Here is a 24486-nt window from a genome sequence, read left to right on the forward strand (position 1 = left end):
GCCGGGTCGCATCGTTCACTGTGCCGGTGCGAGATCGGCCTGGCCAGTGCGATCAGCCTGGTCCACGCGGGCGGCTTCGCCCGTCCATTCGCGCACGAACCCTTCAGGCGCATGCCGCGCGGGCGCCGGCGTGCGCTCCTTCGGCGTGCCCATATAGAGAAAGCCCAGCAGCCGCTCGTTGCCCTGCAGGCCCAGCGCCTGCTGCACATGGCGGTCGTAGCTGTTGAGCCCGGTCGCCCAGAAGCCGCCGTAGCCCAGCAGGTGCAGCGCATTGAGCATGTTCATTGCCGCGGCGCCCACCGCGAGCACCTGTTCAGACTCCGGCACCTTGTGCGGCGACTGCACGCGCGCGCAGATCGCGACGAGCACCGGCGCGGCCATGGCCTTGCCGCGAAAGCGTTCGCCGTCGTCCAGCGGATCGCGCAGCCGCGCGGCTTCGGCAAAGACCTTGCCCAGCGCCACGCGCGCGTCGCCGCGCACGACCACGAAACGCCAGGGCTGCAGTTGCCCGTGGTCGGGGGCACGCAGCGCGGCCTGGAACACCAGGTCGAGGTCTTGCGCGGAGGGGGCCGGCTCGGTCAGCGGCCAGGGGGAATGGCGCGCCATCAACAGGTTCAGCGCGTGGCGCGCGTCGGCGTGGTTGGAATGGTCGGCGTGGCTGGGGTGCAGCGTAGAGGTGTCCGGGTGCATGTCGGCGTCCTTCGAGAAAGTGAAAGGCCACCCCACGGCAGATGGTGGGCGCTGGAGTTGCTTCAGTGGCGGGCTGGCTCGCAACGAACTGCGAGGTGGCTGGCATCCGGTGCTTCGTGCATCTCGCAAGAGATAGCGGGGATCGAGGCGATCGAGGGGCGAAAAGCGAAGCCGGTGCACCATCGTTCGACGGGGCGACGAACAGAGGCGGCGATGGTATGCGATGGGGCATGTCCACGCCCCCGGTGCGTGTAAACGGTGTGTGTAAACGGCGGGTGCTGAAAGCGATCAGCCCTCGCCCTGCCGCAGCCCCTTCAGCAAGGCCTGCACCGCATCCGACGACGCACCCGCGCGCGAGCACACCAGGCCGAACACGCGTTGAATCGGCTCGGCCAGCTGCATCACGCGCAGCCCGCGCCGGTCTTCCGGCAAGGCCGATTCGGGCACCAGCGCCACGCCCATGTCTTCCCTCACCAGCACGCAGGCGCTGACCCAGTCGCGCACCGTGACCCGCACGTCCGACAAGTGGAGGCCCGCCGCCTGCGCCAGGCTCTGCGCATTCACCGCGCAGCCGCCGGTGGCAAGAACGAAAGGCTCCGACACCAGTTCAGCCAGGCTGACCGAGCCGTCGCTGGAGCGGCGCCCCAGCCGGTTGCTCGCAGGCACCACGCCCACCCACGCGTCACGCCCCAGCCTCACCGCATGCCGCTGCGGCGCCGGGTTCATCACCACGCCGACATCGACCGTGTCCGCCAGCAGCCACGCTTCGACTTCTTCGTCGGTGCCTTCGAGCGCCACGACCTCGATGCCGGGGTGGCGCCGCTGAAAGGCCCGCACCAGCGGCGGCAGCACGGTCGAGATCACCGACGGAAAACTCGCGAAGCGGATGCGCCCACTGCTCAAGCCCTTGCCCTCGGACGCCAGCAGCCGGATCGCGTCGAAGCTGGACACCATCGCGCGCGCCTGCTCGACCACCCGCTCGCCCAACGCCGTCACGCACAACTGCCGCCGCTCGCGTGCGAACACCTGGATGCCGAGCGCCGACTCCAGCTGCGCAATCGCCTGGCTCGCACCCGACTGCGTGATGCCCACGTGCTCCGCGGCCCTGGACACATTGCCGAGATCGGCCACAGCGACCAGCAGGCGCCAATGCTGGAGATTCATCATCGAGTTCAGTAGCCGGGCTAATGGCGAAATGTTTGAGGATTAATTTTACGAACGAGGAGCGGATGCACAGACTGGCGGGCATCACAGCTTTCCGCTCTGTATCCCTTTATTTTTTTCTCATGAAGCTCTACTACGCCCCCTACACCTGCTCGCTGTCGCCGCACATCGTTCTGCGCGAACTCGGCCTGCCCTTCGAACTCGTGAAGGTCGACAACAAGACCAAGCGAACCGCCGACGGACGGGACTTTCTGGCGATCAACCCGAAGGGCTATGTCGCCGCACTGGAGCTGGACGACGGCCAGGTGCTGACCGAGGGCCCGGCCATCGTGCAATACCTCGCGGACCTGAAGCCACAAGCCGGGCTCGCACCGCCCGCCGGCAGCTGGCAGCGCGTGCGGCTGCAGGAGTGGTTGAACTTCATCACCAGCGAGATCCACGCGGGCTCGGCGCCACTGTTCGACGAGACGCTCGGCGAAGACGCCAAGGCGATCTTCAGGAACAAGCTGTTCAAGCGGCTCGACGTGCTGGAAGGCAGGCTCGGGGCGAATGAATTCCTGATGGGAGATGCCTTCGGCGTGGCCGATGCCTACCTGTTCACGGTGCTGGGGTGGTTCAGCTTTTTTTCGATCGACCTGGGGCGATGGCCTGCGTTGGCGGGTCATGCCAAGCGGGTCGGGGGGCGTGCGGCGGTGAAGGAGGCGTTGCGCGCGGAAGCGGTGCCGTAAGGCGCACGTGGTGGATGCGCGAGCGCGACCGATCAGCCGGCGAGCCGGAACGCCGCGGCCATCCGCGCCTGCCTGCTCGCACTGAGCTTCAGGCTGCCTACGATCTTGGGCAACTGCCGCACGACGGTTCAAACAACCAGCGCGCGCCTGGTCACCGCACCTTAGCGGCGTTTCCGGCTGCGCAGGTCACAGCTTCAGCTGGCGTTCGATTTCGACGATGAGCTGCCCTTGCGATCGGATTCATAGCGAACCAAGGATTCGCGCGAGCGTCTCTTCCAACTGCCCGCGGTCTGCGATGCGCTTGGCATCGATGCGCTGGCCCAGGTTGTGCAGCTTGCGCCGCACGGCCGGCAGCTCGGCCGCATGCGGAAGTCCTATCAAGCCGAAGTCCGGTCGTTCGCCTTCCACGGACCGCAGGAATTCGCATGACGGCTCGTCCAGCCACCCGGCGACACGCGCGAGCAAGCGCTCTCGGCTGTCCAGCAGCTTCTCTGCGGCAATGGGCTCGGCCGTCATGCCCTTGAAGTGCGCATCGAAGGTCGCGGAGAAGTCCGCCGGAGCGCGAGGCGCGAGCATTTCCCAGGCGGGCTTGGGGCTGCAGGTCAGGTAGACAAGAAAGGTCCGCCAGAGGGTCTGGTCGGCCCGTTCGTCTCCCAGCAGCAGCCCGACATCGAACAGATCGCGCGGATGCTGCCGCGACAACGCCGCAGCCAGCTTGCCGGCATAGAGGTCGGCGAAATCCAGCACCTGCACCTCGGCGAAGCCGAAGGCTTCCTCGACCCTCGGACGCACGACCATGCTGCGCACCGGGTGCACCGTACCGCGCATGACCGGCGTCGTCTCGATTTGCACACGCGCACGGCCGCGGCTGGCGACCAGGCGCGTGACCGTCCCCGTGAACTCGCCTGCCGACAGCTGCACCTGCAGTTGCAGCGGCTTGGCGCGCAATACCTCGGCCAGTTGCCCGAGCGCCTGCGCGATCAGCTTGGCGTCCTCGGCAAAGTCGTGCACCGGCAGCCAGGCCAGATCGATGTCCACCGACAACCGTGGAAGGTCGTGTTCGAAAAGATTGATGGCCGTGCCGCCCTTGAGCGCGAAGCGCGGCTCCCGGGCCAGCACCGGCAGGATCTCGACCAGCAGCCGCACCCGGTCGGTGTAGCGCCGGTCCCATCGATCAAGCCAGGTGCTCATCGAGATCTCCCGGCAGCGTGATCTGATAGGTCGGGTGCAGGCGCCCACCAGGCACCAGAGCGCGCTTGCCCCGGCCCAGATCGACGTCATCGAGCGACACATGGGGGAGCCATGCGTGCCGATGGCGCTCGGCCAGCGCCAGGAACAACCGCTTGGCCTTGATGCTGCGGCAGTGGCGCAGCAGCATGCCGACTCGTTGCGGCCTCAGCGTGGTCATGGCCTGCATCAACGCGTCGGCTTCGTAGACGCGTGCGGCATCCGAGACGCCATCGCACAGCTCGAGCATGGCCCGCTCGGGTGTAGAGCAGATTGGCGCGTCGGCGCCTGAACCAGTCTGATGTCGCGCCAAGCCCTGCTTCGCCAGGACGGACTCGGAAACCTCGCCTGTGAATTCCACGGACGGCAGATCGAACGGCCCCTTGCCCTCGAACTCGAATCGCTCGTTCAACTGAAGCTTGGCTACCCAGCCTGGTGGGCGCTCCGGCCCATACAGGGTGATCGTGCCGGCGTCGCCCAGGCGCAGGTAGTGCTCATGCCCTTGCAGAGCCAGTGCGAAGCGGCCTCCGACATGCAGTGGAAGCCCTTCTCCCGCTTGCAGGCTGCCGACCACTCCCTCCCATTGCAGGCGACCACCCTTGCGCATGTAGACCCCGCGCGCTGGCGACGTCAACCAGCCACTGCTTACATAGCGCGAGACGAGGCTGGTGGCGTAGTCGTGCGCTCGCAGCCATCGGCTGGAAACCAGGCGCGTGTCTCCCAACTCGGCCAGTAGGCGGTTTATTTTTCCTGCGTTTTGATCACCCATAGTGCTCAAAATACAGATTTTTTGAACTTCCGCCAAGCCCTTGCGGTTTAGAAAACCGGAAAAATAGCCACTTTGGGTGATCTTTTCAGGCCGAAGATGAACCGCCCGCCCAGTTGCCGAAGGGCTGTCCAACGTGAAGCGACGCGCTTGTCGAACCGCCGCCAAACCGCCGCCAGAACGCCAATTTTCAAGAACCAGCGACTCGCGGCGATTTTTCAACGGCTGGAGATCGTCCCCGAAGGGACTGATCTCACTCCCACTCGATCGTCGCCGGCGGCTTGCTCGACACGTCGTACGTCACGCGGTTGATGCCGCGCACTTCGTTGATGATCCGCCCCGACACCTTCTTCAGGAGCGCATACGGGAGCTCGGCCCAGTCGGCGGTCATGAAGTCGCTGGTCTGCACCGCACGCAGCGCGACGACGTAGTCGTAGGTGCGGCCGTCGCCCATCACGCCCACGCTCTTCACAGGCAGGAATACGGTGAAGGCCTGGCTGGTGAGGTCGTACCAGGTCTTGCCAGACTCGTCGGTGAAGTTGCGCAGCTCCTCGATGAAGATCGCGTCGGCGCGGCGTAGCAGGTCGGCGTATTCCTTCTTCACTTCGCCGAGGATGCGCACCCCCAGGCCTGGGCCGGGGAACGGGTGGCGGTACACCATCTCGGGCGGCAGGCCCAGCGCCACACCCAGCTCGCGCACTTCGTCCTTGAACAGGTCGCGCAGCGGTTCCAGCAGCTTCAGGCCGAGTTGCTCAGGCAGGCCGCCGACGTTGTGGTGGCTCTTGATGGTGACTGCCTTCTTGCTCTTGGCGCCGCCGCTCTCGATGACGTCGGGGTAGATGGTGCCCTGCGCGAGAAAAGTAGCGCCCTTGTGACCACCGTCGCCTGCTTTCAGCTTGGCAGCCTCCTGCTTGAACACGGTGACGAACTCGCCGCCGATGATCTTGCGCTTGGCCTCGGGGTCGCTTACGCCGGCGAGCTTGCCCAGGAACAGGTCGCTGGCGTCCACGCGAATCACCTTCGCGTTGAGCTTGCCCTCGAACATCTCCATGACGAGGTCGCCTTCGTTCAGGCGCAGCAGGCCGTGGTCGACGAACACGCAGGTCAGCTGGTCGCCGATGGCGCGGTGGATCAGCGCGGCAGCCACGCTCGAATCGACACCGCCCGACAGGCCGAGGATGACTTCTTCGTCGCCCACCTGTTCGCGGATCTTCTGCACGGCCTCGGCGATGTGGTCACGCATGACCCAGTCGGGCTTGGCGCTGCAGATGCCGAGCACGAAGCGCTCGAGCAGCGCCTTGCCCTGCACGGTGTGCGTGACTTCGGGGTGGAACTGCACACCGTAGTAGCGGCGCGCCTCGTCGGCCATGCCGGCGATGGGGCAGCTGTCGGTGCTGGCCATGAGCTTGAAGCCAGGCGGCAGTTCGGTGACCTTGTCGCCGTGGCTCATCCACACGTTGAGCATGCCGTGGCCTTCGGGCGTGGTGAAGTCGGCGATGTCCTTCAGCAGCGCGGTGTGGCCGTGCGCGCGCACGGCGGCAAAGCCGAACTCGCGCTTGTGGCCGCCTTCGACCTTCCCGCCGAGCTGGTGGGCCATGGTCTGCATGCCGTAGCAGATGCCGAGCACGGGCACGCCGAGGTCGAACACGGCCTGCGGGCACTTGTCGGTGGTTTCCTCGTACACGCTGGCGTGGCTGCCCGAGAGGATCACGCCCTTCAGGTGGCCGTCGGCGGCGTATTCGCGCACCCATTCGTCGCTGACGTCGCAGGGGTGCACTTCGCTCAGCACATGGGCTTCGCGCACGCGGCGTGCGATGAGTTGCGTGACCTGCGAGCCGAAGTCGAGGATGAGGATCTTGTCGTGTTGCATGGGCGTGGACTCAGAGCGTTGAAATGTCGAACAGCTTCACGCCCGCCTTGGGCGCTGCCTGGATGAGTTGCTCGTCGAAGGTGGCGAGCGGGAGATTGAGCGACTTGGCGAGCCAGAGGTAGCCCGCGTCGTAGAGCGAAACACCGGCGTCGATGGCCACGGCGAGCACGGCCTTGTGCTGCGCGGGCGCGAGCTCGTGCAGCTCCACGCGGTGGCGGATGGCATCGAGCACGCTCCACAGCCCTTCGACCGCGGACGACGGAATGCGGCCGCTGCGCACGCCGTTGGCCAGGATGTTGGCGCATTCCCATTGCCAGGCGTTGGGCGCCTGCGGCTCGACCTCGTCGCGGCGGATGGCGGCGTAGAGCTTGCGGGTGTGTTCGCTGGACTGGTCGGGCAGCAGCCACGCGGCGGTGACCGAGGCGTCCATGACGAAGGCGGTCATGGCTGGCGCCCTTCTTCACGCAGGGCACGCAACGACAGGCCGGGTTGGATGGTGGCGTGCAGCGCGTCGATCTGGCCGAGCTCGCGCTGGATCTGCTCGTCGGTGATGACCGGCTTGCGGCGGACCGGGAGCATGCGCACGACTTCCTTGCCGTGGCGGGTGATGCGAACTTCTTCGCCCTTTTCGACCAGGTCGATCAGGGCGGAGAAGTTGTTCTTGGCTTCAGCGACGCCGATGGATTGCATTTGGGCCAGAAAAATTGAATCTGGCCCAAATTCTAAACCGAGTCTGGCCTGACTTTCAAGGTCTGGCCAGAATGAGCTTGTGCAGCTCTTTACTCAGCCCGGTAGTTCGGCGCTTCCTTCGTGATCTGCACGTCGTGGACGTGGCTCTCACGGATGCCGGCCGTGGTGATCTCGACGAACTCGGCCTTGTTCTGCATGTCGGCGATCGTCGCGCAACCGCAGTAGCCCATGCTGGCCCGCACGCCGCCGGCCATCTGGTAGACGATGGAGACGATCGAGCCCTTGTAGGGCACGCGGCCTTCGATGCCTTCGGGCACCAGCTTGTCGGTGTTGGGGTTGCCGGTGGTCGATTCCTGGAAGTACCGGTCGGCACTGCCCTGCTGCATCGCGCCGATGGAGCCCATGCCGCGGTAACTCTTGTAGCTGCGGCCCTGGTACAGCACGATTTCGCCCGGTGCCTCTTCGGTGCCGGCGAACATGCTGCCCATCATGACGGTGCTGGCACCGGCGGCGATGGCCTTGGCGATGTCGCCCGAATAGCGCACGCCGCCGTCGGAAATCAGCGGAACGCCCGTGCCTTGCAAGGCGGTGGCGACGCTGTCGACCGCCATGATCTGCGGCACGCCCACGCCGGCCACGATGCGGGTGGTGCAGATGGAGCCCGGGCCGATGCCGACCTTGACCGCGTCGGCGCCGACGTCGGCCAGCGCGCGCGCGGCGTCGCCGGTGGCGATGTTGCCGCCGATGACGTCGACCTGCGGATAGTTCTTCTTGACCCAGCGCACGCGCTCGATCACGCCGGCGCTGTGGCCGTGCGCGGTGTCGACCACGATGGCATCGACGCCGGCTTTCACCAGCGCTTCGACGCGCTCTTCGGTGCCCTCGCCCACGCCCACCGCCGCGCCCACGCGCAGGCGGCCGCTCGGGTCGCGTGCGGCGTTGGGGAAGCTGGTTTGCTTGGTGATGTCCTTGACGGTGATGAGGCCCTTGAGCTCCCAGTCGCTGTTGATGACCAGCAGGCGCTCGAGCTTGTGCTTGTTCAGCAACGCCTTGGCCTCGGCCAGCGTGGTGCCGTCGGGCACGGTGATGAGCCGGTCGCGCTGCGTCATGATTTCGCTGACGGGCACGTCGTAGCGGTTCTCGAAGCGCAGGTCGCGCCCCGTGACGATGCCGACCACCTTGCCGGCGTCGACCACCGGGAAGCCGGAAATGCCGAGCTGGTCAGACAGCGCCATCACCTGGCGCACGGAGTGCGTCGGGGTGATCACCACGGGGTCGCGCAGAACGCCCGACTCGTAGCGCTTCACCCGAGCCACTTCGGCGGCCTGCTGCTGCGCGGTGAGGTTCTTGTGCACGATCCCGATACCGCCTTCCTGCGCGATGGCGATCGCGAGGCGGGCTTCAGTCACGGTGTCCATGGCCGCAGAGACGAGCGGCAGGTTCAGCGTGATGTTTCGGGAGAATTTGGTGGCGAGGGAAGTGTCCTTGGGCAGGACCTGGGAGAACGCTGGCACCAACAACACATCGTCGAAGGTGAGCGCTTTGCCGAGAAGGCGCATGGGTGAAGCTCCAAAAGACGGATTGTAACGAGGCCCCCGACCTGTTTGCTGGCCCGGGCTTTTTGCGCGCGTTGCAAAACCACCCAATCCACGTGCCGGCGGATGTTGCAAAAAGTAAGGCGCGGCTAAACTTCGGGGATGAAATTCGTGCACTGGCTGGTACTGGGATGTGTCGTGGCGCTGCCGCTTTCCGCAAGCGCGCAATGGCAATGGCTCGACAAGAACGGCAAGAAGGTCTTCAGCGACCAGGCGCCGCCGCCCGACGTTCCCGAGAAAAACATCCTGCGCCGCGTCGGCCCACCACCGGTCGCGCGCTCGACCGCGAACCCGAACGTCGATGCCGCGCCCACCGAAGGCGCGGCCGATGCCCCGCCGAAGTCCGCGGCGCCGAAGCCTTCGGGCGTGGACAAGGAACTCGAAGAGAAAACCAAGAAGGCCGAGGCCGACGAAAAGGCCAAGCAGGCCGCCGAAGCCGCCAAGGTCGCGAAGGCCAAGGCCGACAACTGCGCACTCGCCCGCCAGGGCAAGGCCACGGTCGACAGCGGCGTGCGCCTCGCGAAGGTCAATGCGAACGGAGAGCGCGAGATCATGGACGACTCGGCGCGCGCGGCCGAGCAGAAGCGCATTCAGTCGGTCATCGACAGCGACTGCAAATAACGCGGTCGACGGGGGTCAGTAGCCGGCCGCGCTGCCCTTGCGGCGGTTCGCGAACAGCCCGGTGCCGCGCGTCCCCTGCCGCTGGAAGCGCTCCCGGCGCGCCACCTTCGGGTCTATCTTCAACGGGCGGCACAGCTCGATGCGGTCGCCCTCCTTCAGCGGCTGGTCCCACTCGACCACCTTGCCCCACACACCGGGCGTCATCGCGTGGCGCCAATCCAGTTCAGGATAAGTCGCGGACAAACCACTGGCCTTCACCGCATCGGCCAAGGTGGTGTCGGGTGCAAGCTGCAGAAGCTGCTCGAACACCTCGCGCGCCGCGGGCGAGCAGCTCAGGGCGACCTCGATGACGCGGGTCATGGGTGCTGCGCGTGCATCAGGCGGCCCCGTAGACCTGCTCGGCGCGCTTGACGAAGGCCTCGACCAGGCTCGAAGCGATGGTGTCGAACACCGGCCCCACCAGCGCCTGCAAGGCGAAGTTGCTGAAGCCGTAGCTCAGGTGCAGCTCGACGCGGCAGGCGCGCTCGCCTTCCTCACCGACGGGCACGAACTTCCATTTGCCGTCGAGGTTGGAGAACGGCCCGTCGACCAGCTTCAGCTGCACCTCGCGACCCGGCACATGGGTGTTGCGGGTCGTGAAGCTCTTGTGCAGGCCGCCGAACGAGAGACCGACTTCCGCGGTCATGCCGGCCTCGTCCTGCTCGATGACGCGCGACTTGTCGCACCAGGGAAGAAACTGCGGGTACTTGGCCACATCGGTGACCAGCGCGTACATTTCTTCGGCGCTGTACCAGATGAGGACGGACTTGTTGACTGTTTTCATAGAATCGGCACAGCGTGCGCGACGGATTGTATTGAAGCCATGCAGCCCCAACATTCCTGAGTCATGGCCACAAAGAAACAAGATACCTCCTCCCGCATTGCCGACAACAAGAAGGCCGCCTACAACTATTTCTTCGAAGAGCGCTTCGAGGCCGGCCTGGTCCTCGAGGGCTGGGAAGTCAAATCGCTGCGCGAAGGCAAGGTGCAGCTCACCGACGGCTACGTCGTGATCCGCAACGGCGAGCTGTTCGTGGTGGGCCTGCAGATCAATCCGCTGAAGAGCGCGTCGACCCACGTCAACCCCGACTCGATCCGCACCAAGAAGCTGCTGCTGCACAAGGAAGAAATCCGTCGCCTGGTCGGCAAGGTCGAGCAAAAGGGCTACACGCTGGTTCCGCTCAACCTGCACTGGAAAGCCGGCAAGGTGAAATGCGACATCGCACTGGCCAAGGGCAAGGCCGAGCACGACAAGCGCGACACCATCAAGGACCGCGAAGGCAAGCGCGAGGTCGAGCGCGCCATGAAGAGCCGCAGCCGCTGAATCTTTTTTCGCGGGCCATGGAATAAACAGTGCACCGCGGGCGTTTGTGCGTATGTCACCGGACGAGCCGGTGCCATCACAACCCAGGAGCCCTTCCATGTCGCTGTCCTTCCGCCCGCTTGCCACTTCCGCCGTCCTGCTGGGCGCCCTGCTCACGCTGCCGGCCTTCGCCCAGCCCAAGCCCGCCGACGGCGCGCTCGTCGGGCCCAACGGCATGACGCTCTACACCTTCGACAAGGACACCGCCGGCAACGGCAAGTCGGCGTGCAACGGCGGCTGCGCCACCAACTGGCCGCCGTTCATGGCCGCAGAGACCGACAAGCCCGCCGGCGACTTCACCCTCGTCACCCGCGACGATGGCAAGAAGCAATGGGCCGCCAAGGGCTGGCCGCTGTACTACTGGGCCAAGGACAGCAAGCCCGGCGACAAGACCGGCGACGGCGTCAACGGCGCCTGGAAGACCGCCAAGCCCTGAGCGTTGCAACCTGCACGAGATTTCCGCCTTCCATGGACGCCCGACTCCTGGTCGAACACATTCCCAGCCTGCGCCGCTATGCGCGCGCGCTCACGGGCAATGCCTGGGCGGCCGACGACCTGGTGCAGGACACGCTCGAGCGCGCGTGCAGCAAGTGGCGCCTGTGGGTGGTGGGCAGCGACCTGCGCGCCTGGCTGTTCACGGTGATGCACAACATCTTCGCCAGCCAGGTGCGGCGCACGCCACCGCCGCATGCCGTGGTGTCGCTCGACGACGTGCCGCACGAGATGCAGGGCGGCATCGACCCGGGCCGCGACCAGGGCACCGGCCTCGACCTGCAGCGCTGCCTCATGCAGCTGCCTGAAGACCAGCGTGCCGTGCTGCTGCTGGTGACGCTGGAAGACCTGTCGTACACCGAAGTGGCGAAGGTGCTCGGCATCCCCGCGGGCACCGTCATGTCGCGCCTGTCGCGTGCCCGTGTGCGCCTGCAGGAACTGATGGACGGCGCGTCGGCGCCCGTTCGCCCCGGCCTGCGCCGCCTCAAATGAAACTTGCCCCATGAACCGCCCCGCCCCGCCCCCCACCGACGACGAGCTGCACGCCTGGATCGACGGCCAGTTGGCCGCCGAGCGCCATGGCGCGGTCGAGGAAGCCATTGCGCGCGACCCCGCCGTGGCAGCGAAGATCGCGGCGTGGCACACCCTGCGCGACGCCTTGCGCCGGCTGCATGGCGAACTGCTCGACGAACCCGTTCCCGCGACGTTGATGAGCGCGCTGGAGCGCCACCAGCCGCGGCAGGCGCAGCGCGTCTCGTGGATGCGCTGGGGCGGCATGGCGGCCGGTGTGCTGGTCGCGTTCGCGGCCGGCTGGCTCGGCAACGCCCAGTGGTCCGCATCGGGCCGCGGCACGCAACTGGCCAAGGCGCCGGCGGTGCGCGAGTTCGTGCACGACGCGTCCATTGCGCACGTCGTCTATGCGCCGGAGAAAAGGCATCCCGTCGAAGTGGCCGCCTCCGAGCAGCAGCACCTGGTGCAGTGGCTCTCCAAGCGCCTCGATCGGCCGCTGAAGGTGCCCGACCTTTCCACGCAGGGCTACACCCTGGTCGGCGGCCGCCTGCTGCCCGGCGAGAGCGGCGCGCGCGCGCAGTTCATGTTCGAGAACGCCGCGGGCGAGCGCGTCACGCTCTACATCGGCACGCTGGACGCCAACGCCGCCGGCGCGGATGCCGCGCGCGAAACCGCCTTTCGCTTCGCCTCCGAAGGCCCCGTGCCCAGCTTCTACTGGGTCGACCAGGGCTTCGGCTATGCGCTCGCGGGCAAGCTGCCGCGTGAACTTCTGCTCAAACTTGCGACGCTGGCCTACCGCGATTTGTCTTGATGAACGCATAAACTGCCGGCTCGCGCATTCATCCCGCCCGGCCCGTCACCGGGCTTGCATTCGCGATTTTTCAACTGAAGGAGAAACTGCATGAAATTGCTCAGCGCCTCGATCCTCGCGGCGGCCCTGCTTGCCGGCTGCGGCAGCATGTCCCCGACCGCCAAAGCGCCCGACACGCCCACCCGCACCGCCGACGGCGTATTGGTCGGCCCGAACGGCATGACGCTGTACACCTTCGCCAAGGACACGGCCGGTGCCGGCACCTCCGCCTGCAACGCCCAGTGCGCCACCAACTGGCCGGCGCTCGGCGTGGCCGAAGCCGCCAAGCCCATCGGCGGCTACACCATCATCATTCGCGAAGACGGCAAGCGCCAATGGGCCTACAAGGGCTGGCCGCTGTACTACTGGTCGAAGGACGCCAAGGCTGGCGACAAGACCGGCGACGGCGTGGCCAACGGTGCATGGAAGGTCGCTCGCCCCTGATTCCCCCAGGGCCCAGCGCAGACAAACGCCGGCAGCTGCCGGCGTTTTTTTTGTCCGTTTCGGCCGACGCGGTGCACTGCGGCCTCACGGCAGAATGCCCCGCATGACTTCTGACGCCAACCCGGACGCGTTCCTCGCGCTGCTGACCCAGGGCCTGATCACCGATGCCCAGCACGACGCCGTGCTCGCGCACCCCGAGACACCCCGGCTTCCCCCTCTTCCCGGCCCGGCGCATGCGCTGGCCTGGATGCGCGTGCGGGGCCTGATCACCGAAGACGAACAGAACGCCGCGCTCGACCGCGTCTACGACGCGGTGCCCGAGAACCCCCATGCGGGCGACGCGGCCGACAGCGCCATCGACGCGGACGACCTGATGGAGCTGGCCGAACAGGGCATCACGCACGAGGCGCTCCAGGCGCTGCACGGCGACGGCCTCATCGACACCGTCACGCGCGACATCGCGTTGCAGGAAGCGCCCGTCGTCGGCACCGTGCCGCCCGCACTGCCCGCCACGCTGGCCTGGCTGGTGAGCGAGGAACTGCTCGACAAGAAGGACTTCGACGCCTTGCGCGCGCAGGTCGCCGCCGAGCCGGCCTTTGCCATGGCCGCCGAGCGCCAGCGCATCGTGAACGAGGCGCAAGCGCTGATCGATGCCGACGCACAGGCGATGAACGCCTGGCAATCACGCTCGCAACGCTCCCGACGTGTCGGTGCATTGAAATTCATGCTCGGCGTGCTGGTGATCGGCGGTGGCCTCGGCTGGTACTTTCTCTGGCCGGACAGCGTACCGGCCTGCGACGCCGCCTCCACCCGCAAGACGCTCGACAGCCTGATGGTCCGCGTGGCCATGGACGTGCGCATGCGCACCATCGACCCCGAGAAACGCGCTGAAGTCCGCACACCGTCCGTCAGCAGCATGCGCGAAATCGGCTATCGCAAGACCGACCGCGTGCGTGGCTGCGCGGCCGTGATGACGCAAGACGACAACAGCGACGAAATGGCCTACACCATCGGCCCGGTCTCGCCCGAGAGCGACAAGATGGTCGTGCGCGGTGCCGACCTGGCCATCGTGCAGGCTCGCTTCGGCAACCTCGACGCCAGCGGCAAGCCTCGCTACAACGCCGAGCCCATCGGCCGCGCGGCGCTGGAGAAAGCATTCCGTGCAGGGGCCGCGCCATTGAGTGCATCGGGCGCATCGGGCGCGCGTTCGGCGGCGTCGCGCCTGCGCCCGAACAACGACCTGAGCATGATCGAGCGGGACCCGGACCGCTCACGCGAGATCGCCGAGATCGAGGTCGCCGGGCCCTGCCGTGCGCTGGAGAACGAAGCCGTCCAGGCCTGTCCGCTGGTCGTCGAATACAACGACCGGCTGTTGAGCGCCATCGGCGGCGACACCACCACGCTTACGCTGGCCGGAGACTTCAACTTCGTCGAAGACAACGGCAGCTGGCGCGTGAGCGATGATTTTCCGAAGACCTTCACGCGCAGGGTGCTCGAGGCGCGGCTGAAGAGCATGGGCGTGGCCGACGCGGCCATGCCGCAATAGAGCCAAGCGCCCTGCCCCAAATGAAAAAAATCACCCCCGGTTTCAGCTTCGCGAAGAAGCTGCACCGGAAGGTGATTTTTGGACCGCACACCCTCGCCTGAAGCGAGGGCGGGTGGCTGGCTTATCAGCCTTGCGAGGTGTCGCGGCCGGCGCGCTTGCGCTCGTGTTCCTTCAGGAAACGCTTGCGCAGGCGAACGCTCTTGGGCGTGATTTCGACCAGCTCGTCGTCTTCGATGAATTCCACGCCGTATTCCAGCGTGAGTTCGATCGGCGGCGTGATCTTGATTGCGTCTTCCTTGCCCGACACGCGGAAGTTGGTCAGCTGCTTCGTGCGCGTGGCGTTCACCACCAGGTCGTTGTCGCGGCTGTGGATGCCGACGATCATGCCTTCGTACACCGGGTCGTTGGCGCGCACGAACATGCGGCCGCGGTCGTCCAGCTTGCCCAGGGCGTAGGTGAAGATTTCACCGTCGTCCATGGAGATCAGCACGCCGTTCTTGCGGCTGCCGATGTCGCCCTTGTGCGCTTCGTAGCTGTCGAAGATGTTGCTGATGAGGCCGGAGCCGCGCGTCAGGTTCAGGAATTCGTTGGTGAAGCCGATCAGGCCACGCGCCGGAATGCGGTACTCCAGGCGCACGCGGCCGCGGCCGTCGGGTTCCATGTTGACCAGTTCGCCCTTGCGCTCGCCCAGTGCCTGCATCACGCCGCCCTGGTGCTGGTCTTCGATGTCGGCCGTCACCAGCTCGATGGGTTCGTGCTTTTCGCCGTTCACGGTGCGGAACACCACGCGCGGCTTCGACACGGCCATTTCATAGCCTTCGCGACGCATGTTTTCCAGCAGGATGGTCAGGTGCAGTTCGCCGCGACCCATCACTTCGAAGATGCCTTCCTCGTCGGTCTCGTTCACGCGCAGGGCCACGTTGTGCTGCAGTTCCTTCTGCAGGCGGTCCCAGATCTGGCGGCTGGTGACGAACTTGCCTTCGCGGCCGGCCAGCGGGCTGGTGTTCACGCAGAAGTTCATGGTCAGGGTCGGTTCGTCGACCTTGAGCATAGGCAGCGGTGCCGGGTTGGTGGGGTCGGTCACGGTCACGCCGATGCCGATGTCGGCAATGCCGTTGATCAGCACGATTTCACCCGGGCCGGCTTCGGTCGACTGCACGCGGTCCAGGCCCTGGAAAGTCAGCACCTGGTTCACGCGGCCCTTGATGGCCTTGCCGTCCGGACCTTCCATCACGACCACGTCCGTCATCGGACGCAGCGTGCCCTGGCTGATGCGGCCCACGCCGATGCGGCCGACGAAGGTCGAGAAGTCGAGGGCGGAAATCTGCAGTTGCAGCGGTGCGGCCGGGTCACCCTTTTGCGAAGGCACGTGCTTCAGGATGGTGTTGAACAGGGCCGACATGTCGGGACCCCACTGCTCGCCGGGCGCGCCCTCTTCCAGCGACGACCAGCCGTTGATGCCCGAGGCGTACACCACGGGGAAGTCGAGCTGTTCGTCGGTGGCGCCGAGCTTGTCGAACAGGTCGAAGGCGGCGTTCACGACCTTGTCGGGGTTCGCGCCGGGCTTGTCGACCTTGTTCACCACCAGGATGGGCTTCAGGCCGAGGGCCAGCGCCTTCTTGGTCACGAAGCGCGTCTGCGGCATCGGGCCTTCCTGCGCGTCGATCAGCAGCACCACGCCGTCGACCATCGACAGCGCGCGTTCCACTTCACCGCCGAAGTCCGCGTGGCCCGGGGTGTCGACGATGTTGATGTGCGTGCCTTCCCAGGTCACGGCGCAGTTCTTGGCCAGGATGGTGATGCCACGTTCTTTTTCGATGGCGTTGTTGTCCATCACGGTGTCGACGACCTTCTCGTGATCGGCGAAGGTGCCCGACTGGCGCAGCAGCTGGTCGACCATGGTGGTCTTGCCATGGTCCACGTGGGCAATGATGGCGATATTGCGGATTTGCTTGGTACTCATGGTGTCGCTTCGGTCTGTTGTGCGTTCAAAAGAATTTGCTGGATTTCGATGGGGTTCAGCAAGCGCCCCGGGATCAGTTCGCCGGCCGTGACGTGGGCCGTGCCCAGGAAGGCCGCGGGCTCGGTGCCGAACACGGCCACCTCGCTCGCGTCGGCCCAGGCGCCACGCCGGCGCAGGCCCGAGAGAAAACGTGCCGCATCTTCCGCGCCCAGCGTGACGCGGCTGTGGCCGTCCACCAGCGCTTCGGCAGGCAAGAGCTGCGCCAGGCGCTCCTCTTCGTCCATGGCCTCCAGGGCCTCGAGCGTGATGCACTGCGCCTCGACGAAACCGCCGGTTGCCGTGCGCCGCAGCGAGGTCAGGTGCGCGCCGCATTCCAGCGCCTCGCCGATGTCCTCGCCAAGCGTGCGAATGTAGGTGCCCTTGCTGACGCTTGCTTCGATCTTGATAGCAAACTGTCCTTCAGGGGCGGCGGTGTCCGCCAGCTTGAGCCGGTGGATTACGACGTCGCGCGGTGCCCGCTCGACCTCGATGCCTTCACGGGCGTATTCGTACAGCGCCTTGCCATCCTTCTTGAGCGCGCTGTGCATCGGCGGCACCTGGCGAATGGGCCCGGTGAACTGCGCCTCGGCGCGCGCCAGGTCTTGCGGCGTGACATGCACCGGTCGCTCGGCAATGACATCGCCCTCGGCATCGCCGGTGGCGGTCTTCACGCCCAGGCGGGCCGTGGCCACGTAGGTCTTGTCCGCGTCCAGGTGCAACTGGCTGAATTTGGTGGCCGCGCCAAAGCAAAGCGGCAGGACGCCCGTCGCGAGCGGATCGAGCGTGCCGGTATGGCCCGCTTTTTCCGCGCGCAGCAACCACTTGGCCTTCTGCAAGGCCTGGTTGCTGGAGAGTCCCAGCGGCTTGTCGAGCAACAACACCCCATGCACAGGGCGCCGCTGCACCCTTGTGCGTGGCGCGTTCATGGCTATTCGTCTTTCGAACGCGATGCGACGGCTTGCGCGATGAGCGCGTTCATGTCGGCCGCACGCTCGGTGGTGCGGTCGAACAGGAAGTGCAGCGTGGGCACCGTGTGAATGTGCAGGCGCTTGAACAGGCCGTTGCGCAGGAAGCCCGCGGCCTGGTTCAGCGCTTCGGTGGTCTCGTCCACGTCGCCCGTGAGCAGGCTGAAGAAGATCTTCGCGTGCGCATAGTCGGGCGTGACCTCGACGGCCTGGATCGTGACCATGCCCACGCGCGGGTCCTTCAACTCGCGCGCGATCAGCTCCGTTAGATCGCGCTGGATCTGGTCGGCAACCTTGAACGCGCGGTTGGGGGCGGCGGCTTTTCTTTTCGGCATGGACTCTCTCGCTTCGAACGCTTACAGCGTCCGGGCGATTTCCTTGATCTCGAAGAATTCGAGCTGATCGCCTTCCTTGATGTCGTTGTAGTTCTTGAGCTTGATACCGCACTCAAAACCTTCGCGGACTTCGCGGACATCGTCCTTCATGCGCTTGATCGAATCGACTTCGCCGGTGTAGATCACCACGTTGTCGCGCAGCAGGCGGAAATGCGCGCTGCGGTTGACCGAGCCGGAAGTGACGTACGAACCCGCCACCGTACCGATCTTCGAGGCCACGAACACCGTGCGGATCTCGGCCGAGCCGATGATCTCTTCGCGGCGCTCCGGTGCCAGCATGCCCGACATCGCAACCTTGATCTCGTCCACGGCGTCGTAAATGATGCTGTAGTAGTTCAGTTGCACGCCGTTGTTCTCGGCCAGCTTGCGCGCGCCGGCATCGGCACGCACGTTGAAGCCGATCACGACAGCCTTCGAGGCGATGGCCAGGTTAATGTCGCTTTCGCTGATACCACCCACGCCGGCGTACACCACCTGCACCTTCACTTCTTCCGTCGCCAGCTTGAGCAGCGATTGCGCCAGCGCTTCCTGCGAGCCCTGCACGTCGGCCTTGATGATGATGCGCAGCGTCTGCACTTCGCCCGCCGACAGGTCGGTGAACATGTTCTGCAGGTTCGCGGCCTGCTGCTTCGCCAGCTTGGTGTTGCGGAACTTGCCTGCACGGTAGGTGGCGATTTCGCGCGCACGGCGCTCGTCGCTCATCACCATGAATTCGTCGCCCGCTTGCGGCACTTCGGTCAGACCCTGGATTTCCACCGGGATCGACGGACCCGCCGACTTGGTCGACTTGCCGTCTTCGTCCAGCATGGCGCGCACGCGGCCATAGGTCGAGCCGGCCAGCACCACGTCGCCGGTCTTGAGCGTGCCGGACTGAACCAGCACGGTAGCGACCGGGCCACGGCCCTTGTCGAGCTGAGCTTCGATGACCAGGCCCTTGGCGGCGGCATCCACCGGCGCCTTGAGTTCCAGCACTTCGGCCTGCAGCAGCACTTGCTCGAGCAGGTCGTCGATGCCCTGGCCGGTCTTGGCCGACACGGGCACGAACGGCACGTCGCCGCCGTACTCTTCAGGCACGACCTCTTCGGCGACCAGTTCCTGCTTCACGCGGTCCAGGTTGGCGTCGGGCTTGTCCACCTTGTTGATGGCAACCACGATCGGCACACCCGCCGCCTTCGCGTGCTTGATGGCTTCCTTGGTCTGGGGCATGACGCCGTCGTCGGCCGCCACCACCAGGATCACGATGTCGGTGGCCTGCGCACCGCGGGCACGCATGGCCGTGAAGGCCTCGTGACCCGGGGTGTCGAGGAACGACACCATGCCGCGCGCGGTTTCCACGTGGTACGCACCAATGTGCTGCGTGATGCCGCCGGCTTCGCCCGCGGCCACCTTGGCACGGCGGATGTAATCCAGCAGCGAGGTCTTGCCGTGGTCGACGTGACCCATGACGGTCACGACCGGTGCGCGCGGCAGGGCCTCGGCAGTTTGCGCCGACACGTCGTCGTCGGTGAAAGCTTCGGGGTCGTCCAGCGCGGCAACCACCGCGGTATGGCCCATTTCTTCCACCAGGATCATGGCGGTGTCCTGGTCCAGCGACTGATTGATGGTCGCCATCTGGCCGAGCTTCATCAGTTGTTTGATGACCTCTTGCGCCTTGACGGCCATCTTGTGCGCGAGCTCGGCCACCGTGATGGTTTCGGGCACGTGCACTTCGAGAATGCGCGCCTCGACCGGTGCGGCCGGTGCGTGCTGCTCGTCGTGACCGCCGCGGTCGTTGCCACGGCGACCGCGCGGGCCTCCGCGCCAGTTGCCGCGACCGACACCACCGCTGGCATCGCCGCGGGTCTTGATTTCCTTCTTCTTGGCAGGATCGCCAGCCCAGCTCGAAGAGAGCTTCGCGGACTTGACTTCCTTGCCTGCACCGGCGGCGCCGGGTGCTGCTGCGGTGCCGGGTGCGGCAGGCGCACCGGGACGCGCGGCGGGCGTGGCCGGCTTGTGCAGCGTGCCCTTGACCGCGGCCTTTTCGGGCTGCGGCTTCTCGGGCGCCTTGTGCGGCACCAGCACGCGGGCCGGCGCATTCATCATGGCGCGGATGGCTTCAGCTTCGGCGAGGGCCTTGCGGCGACGCTCGTCGAGGTCCTTGGCGCGAGCGGCTTCTTCGTCGGCGCGGGCCTTCGATTCGGCGGCGGCCTTGGCCTTTGCGTCTTCCTTGGCTTGCGCGGCGGCGTTCTGCGCGGCGAGCTTGTTGTCGGCGGCTTGCTGTTCAGCGGCGGCGGCGGCAGCTGCCGCGGCGACCGCTGCGGGCGCAGGTGCGGAAGCAGGCTTGCTGTGCGCGTCGCGGTTCGCTGCGTTCACTGCCGCGGCCTCCGCGATGGCGGCAGCCTTCTTCTCGGCAGCGATACGCACGGCGTCCTGCTGGGCTTGCTGGGCCTGTTCAGCCTGTTCGGCGCGCTCGGCCTTTTCAGCCTGTTCGCGTTCGCGGGCTTCGGTTTCTTCGCGCAGGCGACGCTTCTCGGCCAGTTCTTCTTCCTGGCGACGGATCAGCTCGGCCTGGCGGCGCGCTTCTTCCTCGCGGCGTGCCAGTTCGGCTTCGTCGACCTGGGGCACGGCGGGTGCCGGCGCCGGGGCCTCGGCCACGTGCTGTGCCGATTCCGGCGTGGCCGGGTGACCGTCCTCGCGCTGGATGAAGGTGCGCTTCTTGCGCACCTCGACCTGGATCGTGCGCGCACGGCCGGTGGCATCGGCCTGCTTGATCTCGCTGGTCGACTTCTTGGTCAACGTGATCTTCTTGCGTTCGGGCTCGACGGTGCCGTGGCTGGCCTTGAGGTGGCCGAGCAGGCGCTGCTTGTCAGCCTCGGTGAGCGCGTCGGTGGCGGCCGCTTTGGGCACACCTGCACTCTTGAGCTGGTCAAGCAAGGTTTCGGGAGTCTTCTTGAGCTCGTTCGCGAACTCGGCGACAGTGGTACTGGACATATTGGTTTCGTGCCTCCATGACCGTCACTCTTGGCCGGCGAACCAATGTTCGCGGGCTTTCAAGATGAGGGTTTTGGCGTCATCGGCGCTGTGGCCGGTGATCTCGGTGAGTTCATCGACCGCGAGGTCGGCAAGATCGTCACGGGTGTTCACACCCGCTTCGACCAGCTTGGGAATCAGCTCGGGGTCCAGGCCCTCGAGGTCATGCAGGTCTTGCGACACTTGCGGCTGAGCCTCGACACCCTCTTCCTTGGCGATTTCCATGGTCAACAGCGCATCCTTGGCGCGCGTGCGCAGCTCATTGATGGTGTCTTCGTCGAATGCCTCGATTTCCAGCATTTCGGAGATCGGCACGTACGCCACCTCTTCGAGGCTGTTGAAACCCTCGGCGATCAGGATGTCGGCGATTTCCTCGTCGACGTCGAGCTTTTCCATGAACAGCTTGCGGCTGGCATCCGTCTCGACGGCCTGCTTCTGCGCCGACTCGTTGGCGTCCATGATGTTGATCTTCCAGCCGGTCAGGTCGGAAGCCAGGCGCACGTTCTGGCCGCCGCGGCCGATGGCGATGGCGAGGTTTTCCTCGTCGACCACCACGTCCATGGCGTGCTTTTCCTCGTCCACCACGATGGACGACACGTTGGCCGGGGCCAGGGCGCCGATCACGAACTGGGCCGGGTCTTCGCTCCACAGCACGATGTCCACGCGCTCGCCGGCGAGTTCGTTGGTCACCGCGTTGACGCGGGTGCCACGCACACCGACACAGGTGCCGATCGGGTCGACGCGCTTGTCGTGCGAGAGCACGGCGATCTTGGCGCGCGAGCCGGGGTCACGGGCGCAGCTCTTGATTTCGAGCAGGCCCTGCTCGATCTCGGGCACTTCCTGGCGGAACAGCTCGATCATGAATTCAGGGGCCGAGCGCGACAGGATGATGGGCGCGCCGCGCAGCGTCAGGTCGACTTCCATGATCATGGCGCGCACGCGGTCGCCATTGCGCAGGTTTTCCTTGGCGATCATTTCGCTGCGGCGCAGGCGGCCTTCGACGCGGCCGGCCTCGACGATGATGTCGCCCTTGTCCAGGCGCTTGACGGTGCCCACGAAGATCTTGTCGCCGCGCGACATGAAGTCGTTGAGCAGCATCTCGCGCTCCGCGTCGCGGATCTTCTGCAGGATGACCTGCTTGGCGGCCATGGCGCCGATGCGGCCGATGGGCACCGAGTCCACCGCTTCCTCGATGTACTCGCCGACCTCGATGTCCGACATTTCTTCCTTGGCCTCGAACAGGAGGATTTCCTGGTCGGGCAGCTGCAGGCCTGCCTCATCGGGAACGACGTGCCAGCGGCGGAAGGTTTCGTAGTCACCGCTGTCGCGATCGACCGAGACGCGGATGTCCACGTCGCCCTGGTGGAGCTTCTTGGTGGCCTGCGCCAGTGCGGATTCGACCGCGCCGAAGACCACGTCGCGTTCGACGTTCTTCTCGCGCGAGATCGCATCCACCAACATCAACATTTCGCGATTCATGCCACCACTCCTCTAGTCAGTCCGGAACCTGCGTTCCGTCGTCAATATCCGAAAAACCCGGTTGGGTTTTGGCCTTGCGGCCCTTGAAATCCACAATGGGCGCGAGCCGCGCGTCGCGCAGCTCGTCCAGAACGAAGCCCAGCGCATGCAACGGTGCAGGCGCGCGCTTCTTGCTCACTTTTTGTCCAGGCTTGGATTCGGGCGCATCGCTCCACACGATCTGCCAGCCCGGGGCGCCAGCCGCGCCCTCCACCTGTGCCACACGCTCCAGCGTGCCGCGAAATTTCTTGCGATTGGCGGACACCTGGCCCGCCGCTGCCGCACCCATGGGGGCCTTGAGCGTGATGTCGATCACCTCGCCCACGAAACGCTCGAAATCCTGCTCGTTGCGCAACGGACGGTCGATACCGGGCGAGGACACCTCGAGCCGCTTGTAGTCGACACCATCCACTTCCAGCGCGAATTGCAACTGACGTGTCACCTTCTCGCAGTCTTCGACCGTCACGAAGGGTTCCGGCACGCCGGCAGCCACAGCTTCCGATGTGGGGGCCGTCCAGGGCAAATCAATCGTCACGCGCAGCGTTCCACCGGCCGAGCGCTCGATCTCGACCAGGTCATAGCCGAGACCGGCCACGGTTTGTTCCACTATTTGCTGCAATGCCACGTGTTCGAAAGTGCCTTTTAAATACGGTACCTGTGTCACCCGCCCGCCACGGATGCCAGATCTCTGGAATGTTCAGAATGCACAGACCAAAAAAAACGGGCGGTTGGTACCCGCCCGTTTGGTCGTGAGCCTCGAATTATATGCTATTCGTGTAATAAATGAAGGGGCTTGGGCGCTCAATGCGCCATTGCACGGCGAGATTTCGCCCAAACCAATGCAAATAAGACCGCGCCGAGCGCCAATGCGGCCGCGGCGACCAGCAAAGGCAGCTGGAAAGACCCGGTCCGCTGCGCCAGCGGCGCCGCGAACAGCGGCCCGATGATCTGCCCCACCCCGTAAGACGCCGTCGCATAGCCGATCAGCCCCGCCGCCGCATTGCCGCGCAGCCGCCGCGCATCTCGCATCGCAAAAAGAGTGATGGCGGTGAACGGCATGCCCAGCAGCAGGCTGCCGAGCGCGAAGCCGCCGATGGTCGGCCACGCCACCGACAGCACCACACCCAGCGCCTGCAGCGCATAAGCCCCGGCGAGCAGCAGGCGGTTGTCCCAGTGCGTGGGCGCCCTCGCCCCGATCAGCGCGCCCGGGATGATGGCCAGCCCGAACAGCGGCCAGAACAGGTCCGGCCACGGCGAACCGGGCAGCGCCTGCCGCGCGATCACAGGCAGGAAGGTCGCGGTGATGATGTAGCCGAACCCCGCCAGCCCGTACAACGCCACCAGCCAGATCGCGTCGCTGCGGTCGGCTGCCGAGGCACCCGGGCGCGCGATGGCCACCGGTGGTGTCGATGCCCCGCCGGCCGGCGCCCGCTCCGTGTCGTCGAACACCCGCCAGATCAGCGCGATGAGCACCAGCGCCAGCAGGCCCAGCCCGATCCACCCTGCCTCCGAACCCCAACGCCCGAGCGCTCCGCCCAGCAGCCCGGTCATCGCGATGCCGATGCCCGGACCCGTGTAGATGACCCCGGCCAGCGTGGGCGAGTTCGTCTCGGCCAGGCGCCGCAGCCCCCAGCCGGACGCGAACACGAACACCCAGGCGCTCATCACGCCGGCGGCCGTGCGCAAGATGCCCCAGCTCGTGAAGCTGTGCAGCAGCCCCATGCCGACCAGCAGGGCCGCCGTCGCCAGCAGCCCGCCGCGCACCATGCTCGACGCCTTGATGCCGATGGCCGCGCAGCTGACTGCGCCGACAAAGTAACCAAGGTAATTGAGTGAAGCCAGCAAGCCGCCGGCCGCCAGCTCCAGCTTGCCCTCGTGCAGCATGATGGGGAGCATGGGCGTGAACGCGAAGCGCCCCAGGCCCATGGCCACCGACAGGGTGACCATGCAGGCCAGCGCCGCGCGCCACGCCCCGCGCCGGTCGCGTCCGATTTCCGACATT

25 protein-coding genes are annotated in these 24486 nt (G+C 66.1%); 8 read left to right on the forward strand and 17 right to left on the reverse strand.

All coding sequences use genetic code 11. The annotated features are described in order from the left end of the window. Nucleotides 1–15: 15 nt before the first annotated feature. On the reverse strand, nucleotides 16–690 hold the full coding sequence (locus AB6807_RS06330) for a nitroreductase (RefSeq protein ID WP_371083924.1): 675 nt from the start codon (nucleotides 688–690) through the stop codon (nucleotides 16–18). Nucleotides 691–978: 288 nt separating this feature from the next. Continuing rightward, a complete protein-coding gene (locus tag AB6807_RS06335; RefSeq protein ID WP_371083925.1) occupies nucleotides 979–1854 on the reverse strand; it encodes a LysR family transcriptional regulator in 876 nt (291 codons plus the stop codon). Nucleotides 1855–1976: 122 nt separating this feature from the next. Here AB6807_RS06335 and gstA point away from each other — a divergent pair, with 122 nt between their 5' ends. Further along, nucleotides 1977–2582: a glutathione transferase GstA gene (gstA, locus tag AB6807_RS06340; RefSeq protein ID WP_371083926.1), complete on the forward strand. Its 606-nt coding sequence runs from the start codon at nucleotides 1977–1979 to the stop codon at nucleotides 2580–2582. Nucleotides 2583–2822: 240 nt separating this feature from the next. Here gstA and AB6807_RS06345 read toward each other — a convergent pair whose 3' ends face one another. The 6 genes from AB6807_RS06345 to guaB form a co-directional block, all read right to left on the reverse strand. Continuing rightward, nucleotides 2823–3773 (reverse strand): nucleotidyl transferase AbiEii/AbiGii toxin family protein, encoded by a 951-nt coding sequence (locus AB6807_RS06345; protein ID WP_371083927.1) that lies wholly within the window; start codon nucleotides 3771–3773, stop codon nucleotides 2823–2825. Continuing rightward, on the reverse strand, nucleotides 3757–4578 hold the full coding sequence (locus AB6807_RS06350; RefSeq protein WP_371084158.1) for a type IV toxin-antitoxin system AbiEi family antitoxin domain-containing protein: 822 nt from the start codon (nucleotides 4576–4578) through the stop codon (nucleotides 3757–3759). The genes AB6807_RS06345 and AB6807_RS06350 overlap by 17 nt, the downstream gene beginning before the upstream one ends. 250 nt (nucleotides 4579–4828) lie before the next feature. Next, nucleotides 4829–6445 carry a glutamine-hydrolyzing GMP synthase gene (gene guaA / locus AB6807_RS06355; RefSeq protein WP_371083928.1) on the reverse strand — a complete coding sequence of 539 codons (1617 nt, stop codon included), beginning with the start codon at nucleotides 6443–6445 and terminating at the stop codon, nucleotides 4829–4831. A gap of 10 nt (nucleotides 6446–6455) precedes the next feature. Further along, complete coding sequence (locus tag AB6807_RS06360; RefSeq protein ID WP_165840264.1) at nucleotides 6456–6890, reverse strand: type II toxin-antitoxin system VapC family toxin; 435 nt, start codon at nucleotides 6888–6890, stop codon at nucleotides 6456–6458. After that, entirely contained in the window at nucleotides 6887–7135 is a 249-nt protein-coding gene (locus AB6807_RS06365) for a type II toxin-antitoxin system Phd/YefM family antitoxin (RefSeq protein ID WP_116907605.1), read from the reverse strand. The genes AB6807_RS06360 and AB6807_RS06365 overlap by 4 nt, the downstream gene beginning before the upstream one ends. Before the next feature lie 89 nt (nucleotides 7136–7224). Next, on the reverse strand, nucleotides 7225–8694 hold the full coding sequence (gene guaB, locus AB6807_RS06370) for an IMP dehydrogenase (RefSeq protein ID WP_116907604.1): 1470 nt from the start codon (nucleotides 8692–8694) through the stop codon (nucleotides 7225–7227). A gap of 138 nt (nucleotides 8695–8832) precedes the next feature. On the opposite strand from guaB, the gene AB6807_RS06375 reads away from it, so the two are divergent. Further along, nucleotides 8833–9351, forward strand: coding sequence for a DUF4124 domain-containing protein (locus tag AB6807_RS06375; RefSeq protein WP_371083929.1), 519 nt, complete (start codon nucleotides 8833–8835; stop codon nucleotides 9349–9351). A 15-nt stretch (nucleotides 9352–9366) separates the two neighbouring features. Here the strand turns inward: AB6807_RS06375 and AB6807_RS06380 are convergent, their stop codons facing one another. Together AB6807_RS06380 and AB6807_RS06385 are read right to left on the reverse strand one after the other, a co-directional pair. Beyond that, nucleotides 9367–9711: an RnfH family protein gene (locus tag AB6807_RS06380; RefSeq protein WP_371083930.1), complete on the reverse strand. Its 345-nt coding sequence runs from the start codon at nucleotides 9709–9711 to the stop codon at nucleotides 9367–9369. A 16-nt stretch (nucleotides 9712–9727) separates the two neighbouring features. Continuing rightward, entirely contained in the window at nucleotides 9728–10174 is a 447-nt protein-coding gene (locus AB6807_RS06385) for a type II toxin-antitoxin system RatA family toxin (RefSeq protein WP_371083931.1), read from the reverse strand. Nucleotides 10175–10237: 63 nt separating this feature from the next. On the opposite strand from AB6807_RS06385, the gene smpB reads away from it, so the two are divergent. The 6 genes from smpB (at nucleotide 10238) to AB6807_RS06415 (ending at nucleotide 14595) form a co-directional block, all read left to right on the forward strand. Then, on the forward strand, nucleotides 10238–10714 hold the full coding sequence (gene smpB / locus AB6807_RS06390; RefSeq protein WP_371083932.1) for an SsrA-binding protein SmpB: 477 nt from the start codon (nucleotides 10238–10240) through the stop codon (nucleotides 10712–10714). Between the two features lie 97 nt (nucleotides 10715–10811). Then, nucleotides 10812–11189, forward strand: a complete 378-nt coding sequence (locus AB6807_RS06395) for a hypothetical protein (protein ID WP_116907599.1) — start codon at nucleotides 10812–10814, stop codon at nucleotides 11187–11189. A 32-nt stretch (nucleotides 11190–11221) separates the two neighbouring features. Next, nucleotides 11222–11737 (forward strand): RNA polymerase sigma factor, encoded by a 516-nt coding sequence (locus AB6807_RS06400; RefSeq protein WP_371083933.1) that lies wholly within the window; start codon nucleotides 11222–11224, stop codon nucleotides 11735–11737. 10 nt (nucleotides 11738–11747) lie between these two features. Further along, entirely contained in the window at nucleotides 11748–12566 is an 819-nt protein-coding gene (locus AB6807_RS06405) for an anti-sigma factor (RefSeq protein ID WP_371083934.1), read from the forward strand. A 90-nt stretch (nucleotides 12567–12656) separates the two neighbouring features. Next, nucleotides 12657–13049: an ATP-binding protein gene (locus tag AB6807_RS06410; protein WP_116907596.1), complete on the forward strand. Its 393-nt coding sequence runs from the start codon at nucleotides 12657–12659 to the stop codon at nucleotides 13047–13049. A 103-nt stretch (nucleotides 13050–13152) separates the two neighbouring features. Beyond that, nucleotides 13153–14595 carry a hypothetical protein gene (locus AB6807_RS06415; protein ID WP_371083935.1) on the forward strand — a complete coding sequence of 481 codons (1443 nt, stop codon included), beginning with the start codon at nucleotides 13153–13155 and terminating at the stop codon, nucleotides 14593–14595. Nucleotides 14596–14719: 124 nt separating this feature from the next. Here AB6807_RS06415 and typA read toward each other — a convergent pair whose 3' ends face one another. From typA to AB6807_RS06450, 7 genes are all read right to left on the reverse strand, one after another. Further along, entirely contained in the window at nucleotides 14720–16558 is a 1839-nt protein-coding gene (typA, locus tag AB6807_RS06420; protein ID WP_116907595.1) for a translational GTPase TypA, read from the reverse strand. Continuing rightward, complete coding sequence (gene truB / locus AB6807_RS06425; protein ID WP_371083936.1) at nucleotides 16555–17523, reverse strand: tRNA pseudouridine(55) synthase TruB; 969 nt, start codon at nucleotides 17521–17523, stop codon at nucleotides 16555–16557. The genes typA and truB overlap by 4 nt, the downstream gene beginning before the upstream one ends. Nucleotides 17524–17525: 2 nt before the next feature. Continuing rightward, nucleotides 17526–17897, reverse strand: a complete 372-nt coding sequence (gene rbfA, locus AB6807_RS06430; protein ID WP_093122236.1) for a 30S ribosome-binding factor RbfA — start codon at nucleotides 17895–17897, stop codon at nucleotides 17526–17528. A gap of 21 nt (nucleotides 17898–17918) precedes the next feature. Further along, nucleotides 17919–20927, reverse strand: a complete 3009-nt coding sequence (infB, locus tag AB6807_RS06435; RefSeq protein WP_371083937.1) for a translation initiation factor IF-2 — start codon at nucleotides 20925–20927, stop codon at nucleotides 17919–17921. Between the two features lie 24 nt (nucleotides 20928–20951). Beyond that, nucleotides 20952–22445, reverse strand: a complete 1494-nt coding sequence (gene nusA, locus AB6807_RS06440; protein WP_116907592.1) for a transcription termination factor NusA — start codon at nucleotides 22443–22445, stop codon at nucleotides 20952–20954. Nucleotides 22446–22461: 16 nt separating this feature from the next. Continuing rightward, nucleotides 22462–23109, reverse strand: a complete 648-nt coding sequence (gene rimP, locus AB6807_RS06445; RefSeq protein ID WP_371083938.1) for a ribosome maturation factor RimP — start codon at nucleotides 23107–23109, stop codon at nucleotides 22462–22464. A gap of 176 nt (nucleotides 23110–23285) precedes the next feature. Next, on the reverse strand, nucleotides 23286–24485 hold the full coding sequence (locus tag AB6807_RS06450) for a YbfB/YjiJ family MFS transporter (protein ID WP_371083939.1): 1200 nt from the start codon (nucleotides 24483–24485) through the stop codon (nucleotides 23286–23288). Nucleotide 24486: the final 1 nt, after the last annotated feature.

It is taken from the genome of Variovorax sp. RCC_210 (assembly GCF_041355175.1).
Lineage (GTDB): Bacteria > Pseudomonadota > Gammaproteobacteria > Burkholderiales > Burkholderiaceae_C > Variovorax.

What these genes read in the sequence shown, in the direction of transcription:
- AB6807_RS06330 (WP_371083924.1), bottom strand. Translation starts at nt 690, where the DNA reads ATGCACCCGGACACCTCTACGCTGCACCCCAGCCACGCCGACCATTCC.
- AB6807_RS06335 (WP_371083925.1), bottom strand. Translation starts at nt 1,854, where the DNA reads ATGAATCTCCAGCATTGGCGCCTGCTGGTCGCTGTGGCCGATCTCGGC.
- gstA (WP_371083926.1), top strand. Translation starts at nt 1,977, where the DNA reads ATGAAGCTCTACTACGCCCCCTACACCTGCTCGCTGTCGCCGCACATC.
- AB6807_RS06345 (WP_371083927.1), bottom strand. Translation starts at nt 3,773, where the DNA reads ATGAGCACCTGGCTTGATCGATGGGACCGGCGCTACACCGACCGGGTG.
- AB6807_RS06350 (WP_371084158.1), bottom strand. Translation starts at nt 4,578, where the DNA reads ATGGGTGATCAAAACGCAGGAAAAATAAACCGCCTACTGGCCGAGTTG.
- guaA (WP_371083928.1), bottom strand. Translation starts at nt 6,445, where the DNA reads ATGCAACACGACAAGATCCTCATCCTCGACTTCGGCTCGCAGGTCACG.
- AB6807_RS06360 (WP_165840264.1), bottom strand. Translation starts at nt 6,890, where the DNA reads ATGACCGCCTTCGTCATGGACGCCTCGGTCACCGCCGCGTGGCTGCTG.
- AB6807_RS06365 (WP_116907605.1), bottom strand. Translation starts at nt 7,135, where the DNA reads ATGCAATCCATCGGCGTCGCTGAAGCCAAGAACAACTTCTCCGCCCTG.
- guaB (WP_116907604.1), bottom strand. Translation starts at nt 8,694, where the DNA reads ATGCGCCTTCTCGGCAAAGCGCTCACCTTCGACGATGTGTTGTTGGTG.
- AB6807_RS06375 (WP_371083929.1), top strand. Translation starts at nt 8,833, where the DNA reads ATGAAATTCGTGCACTGGCTGGTACTGGGATGTGTCGTGGCGCTGCCG.
- AB6807_RS06380 (WP_371083930.1), bottom strand. Translation starts at nt 9,711, where the DNA reads ATGACCCGCGTCATCGAGGTCGCCCTGAGCTGCTCGCCCGCGGCGCGC.
- AB6807_RS06385 (WP_371083931.1), bottom strand. Translation starts at nt 10,174, where the DNA reads ATGAAAACAGTCAACAAGTCCGTCCTCATCTGGTACAGCGCCGAAGAA.
- smpB (WP_371083932.1), top strand. Translation starts at nt 10,238, where the DNA reads ATGGCCACAAAGAAACAAGATACCTCCTCCCGCATTGCCGACAACAAG.
- AB6807_RS06395 (WP_116907599.1), top strand. Translation starts at nt 10,812, where the DNA reads ATGTCGCTGTCCTTCCGCCCGCTTGCCACTTCCGCCGTCCTGCTGGGC.
- AB6807_RS06400 (WP_371083933.1), top strand. Translation starts at nt 11,222, where the DNA reads ATGGACGCCCGACTCCTGGTCGAACACATTCCCAGCCTGCGCCGCTAT.
- AB6807_RS06405 (WP_371083934.1), top strand. Translation starts at nt 11,748, where the DNA reads ATGAACCGCCCCGCCCCGCCCCCCACCGACGACGAGCTGCACGCCTGG.
- AB6807_RS06410 (WP_116907596.1), top strand. Translation starts at nt 12,657, where the DNA reads ATGAAATTGCTCAGCGCCTCGATCCTCGCGGCGGCCCTGCTTGCCGGC.
- AB6807_RS06415 (WP_371083935.1), top strand. Translation starts at nt 13,153, where the DNA reads ATGACTTCTGACGCCAACCCGGACGCGTTCCTCGCGCTGCTGACCCAG.
- typA (WP_116907595.1), bottom strand. Translation starts at nt 16,558, where the DNA reads ATGAGTACCAAGCAAATCCGCAATATCGCCATCATTGCCCACGTGGAC.
- truB (WP_371083936.1), bottom strand. Translation starts at nt 17,523, where the DNA reads ATGAACGCGCCACGCACAAGGGTGCAGCGGCGCCCTGTGCATGGGGTG.
- rbfA (WP_093122236.1), bottom strand. Translation starts at nt 17,897, where the DNA reads ATGCCGAAAAGAAAAGCCGCCGCCCCCAACCGCGCGTTCAAGGTTGCC.
- infB (WP_371083937.1), bottom strand. Translation starts at nt 20,927, where the DNA reads ATGTCCAGTACCACTGTCGCCGAGTTCGCGAACGAGCTCAAGAAGACT.
- nusA (WP_116907592.1), bottom strand. Translation starts at nt 22,445, where the DNA reads ATGAATCGCGAAATGTTGATGTTGGTGGATGCGATCTCGCGCGAGAAG.
- AB6807_RS06450 (WP_371083939.1), bottom strand. Translation starts at nt 24,485, where the DNA reads ATGTCGGAAATCGGACGCGACCGGCGCGGGGCGTGGCGCGCGGCGCTG.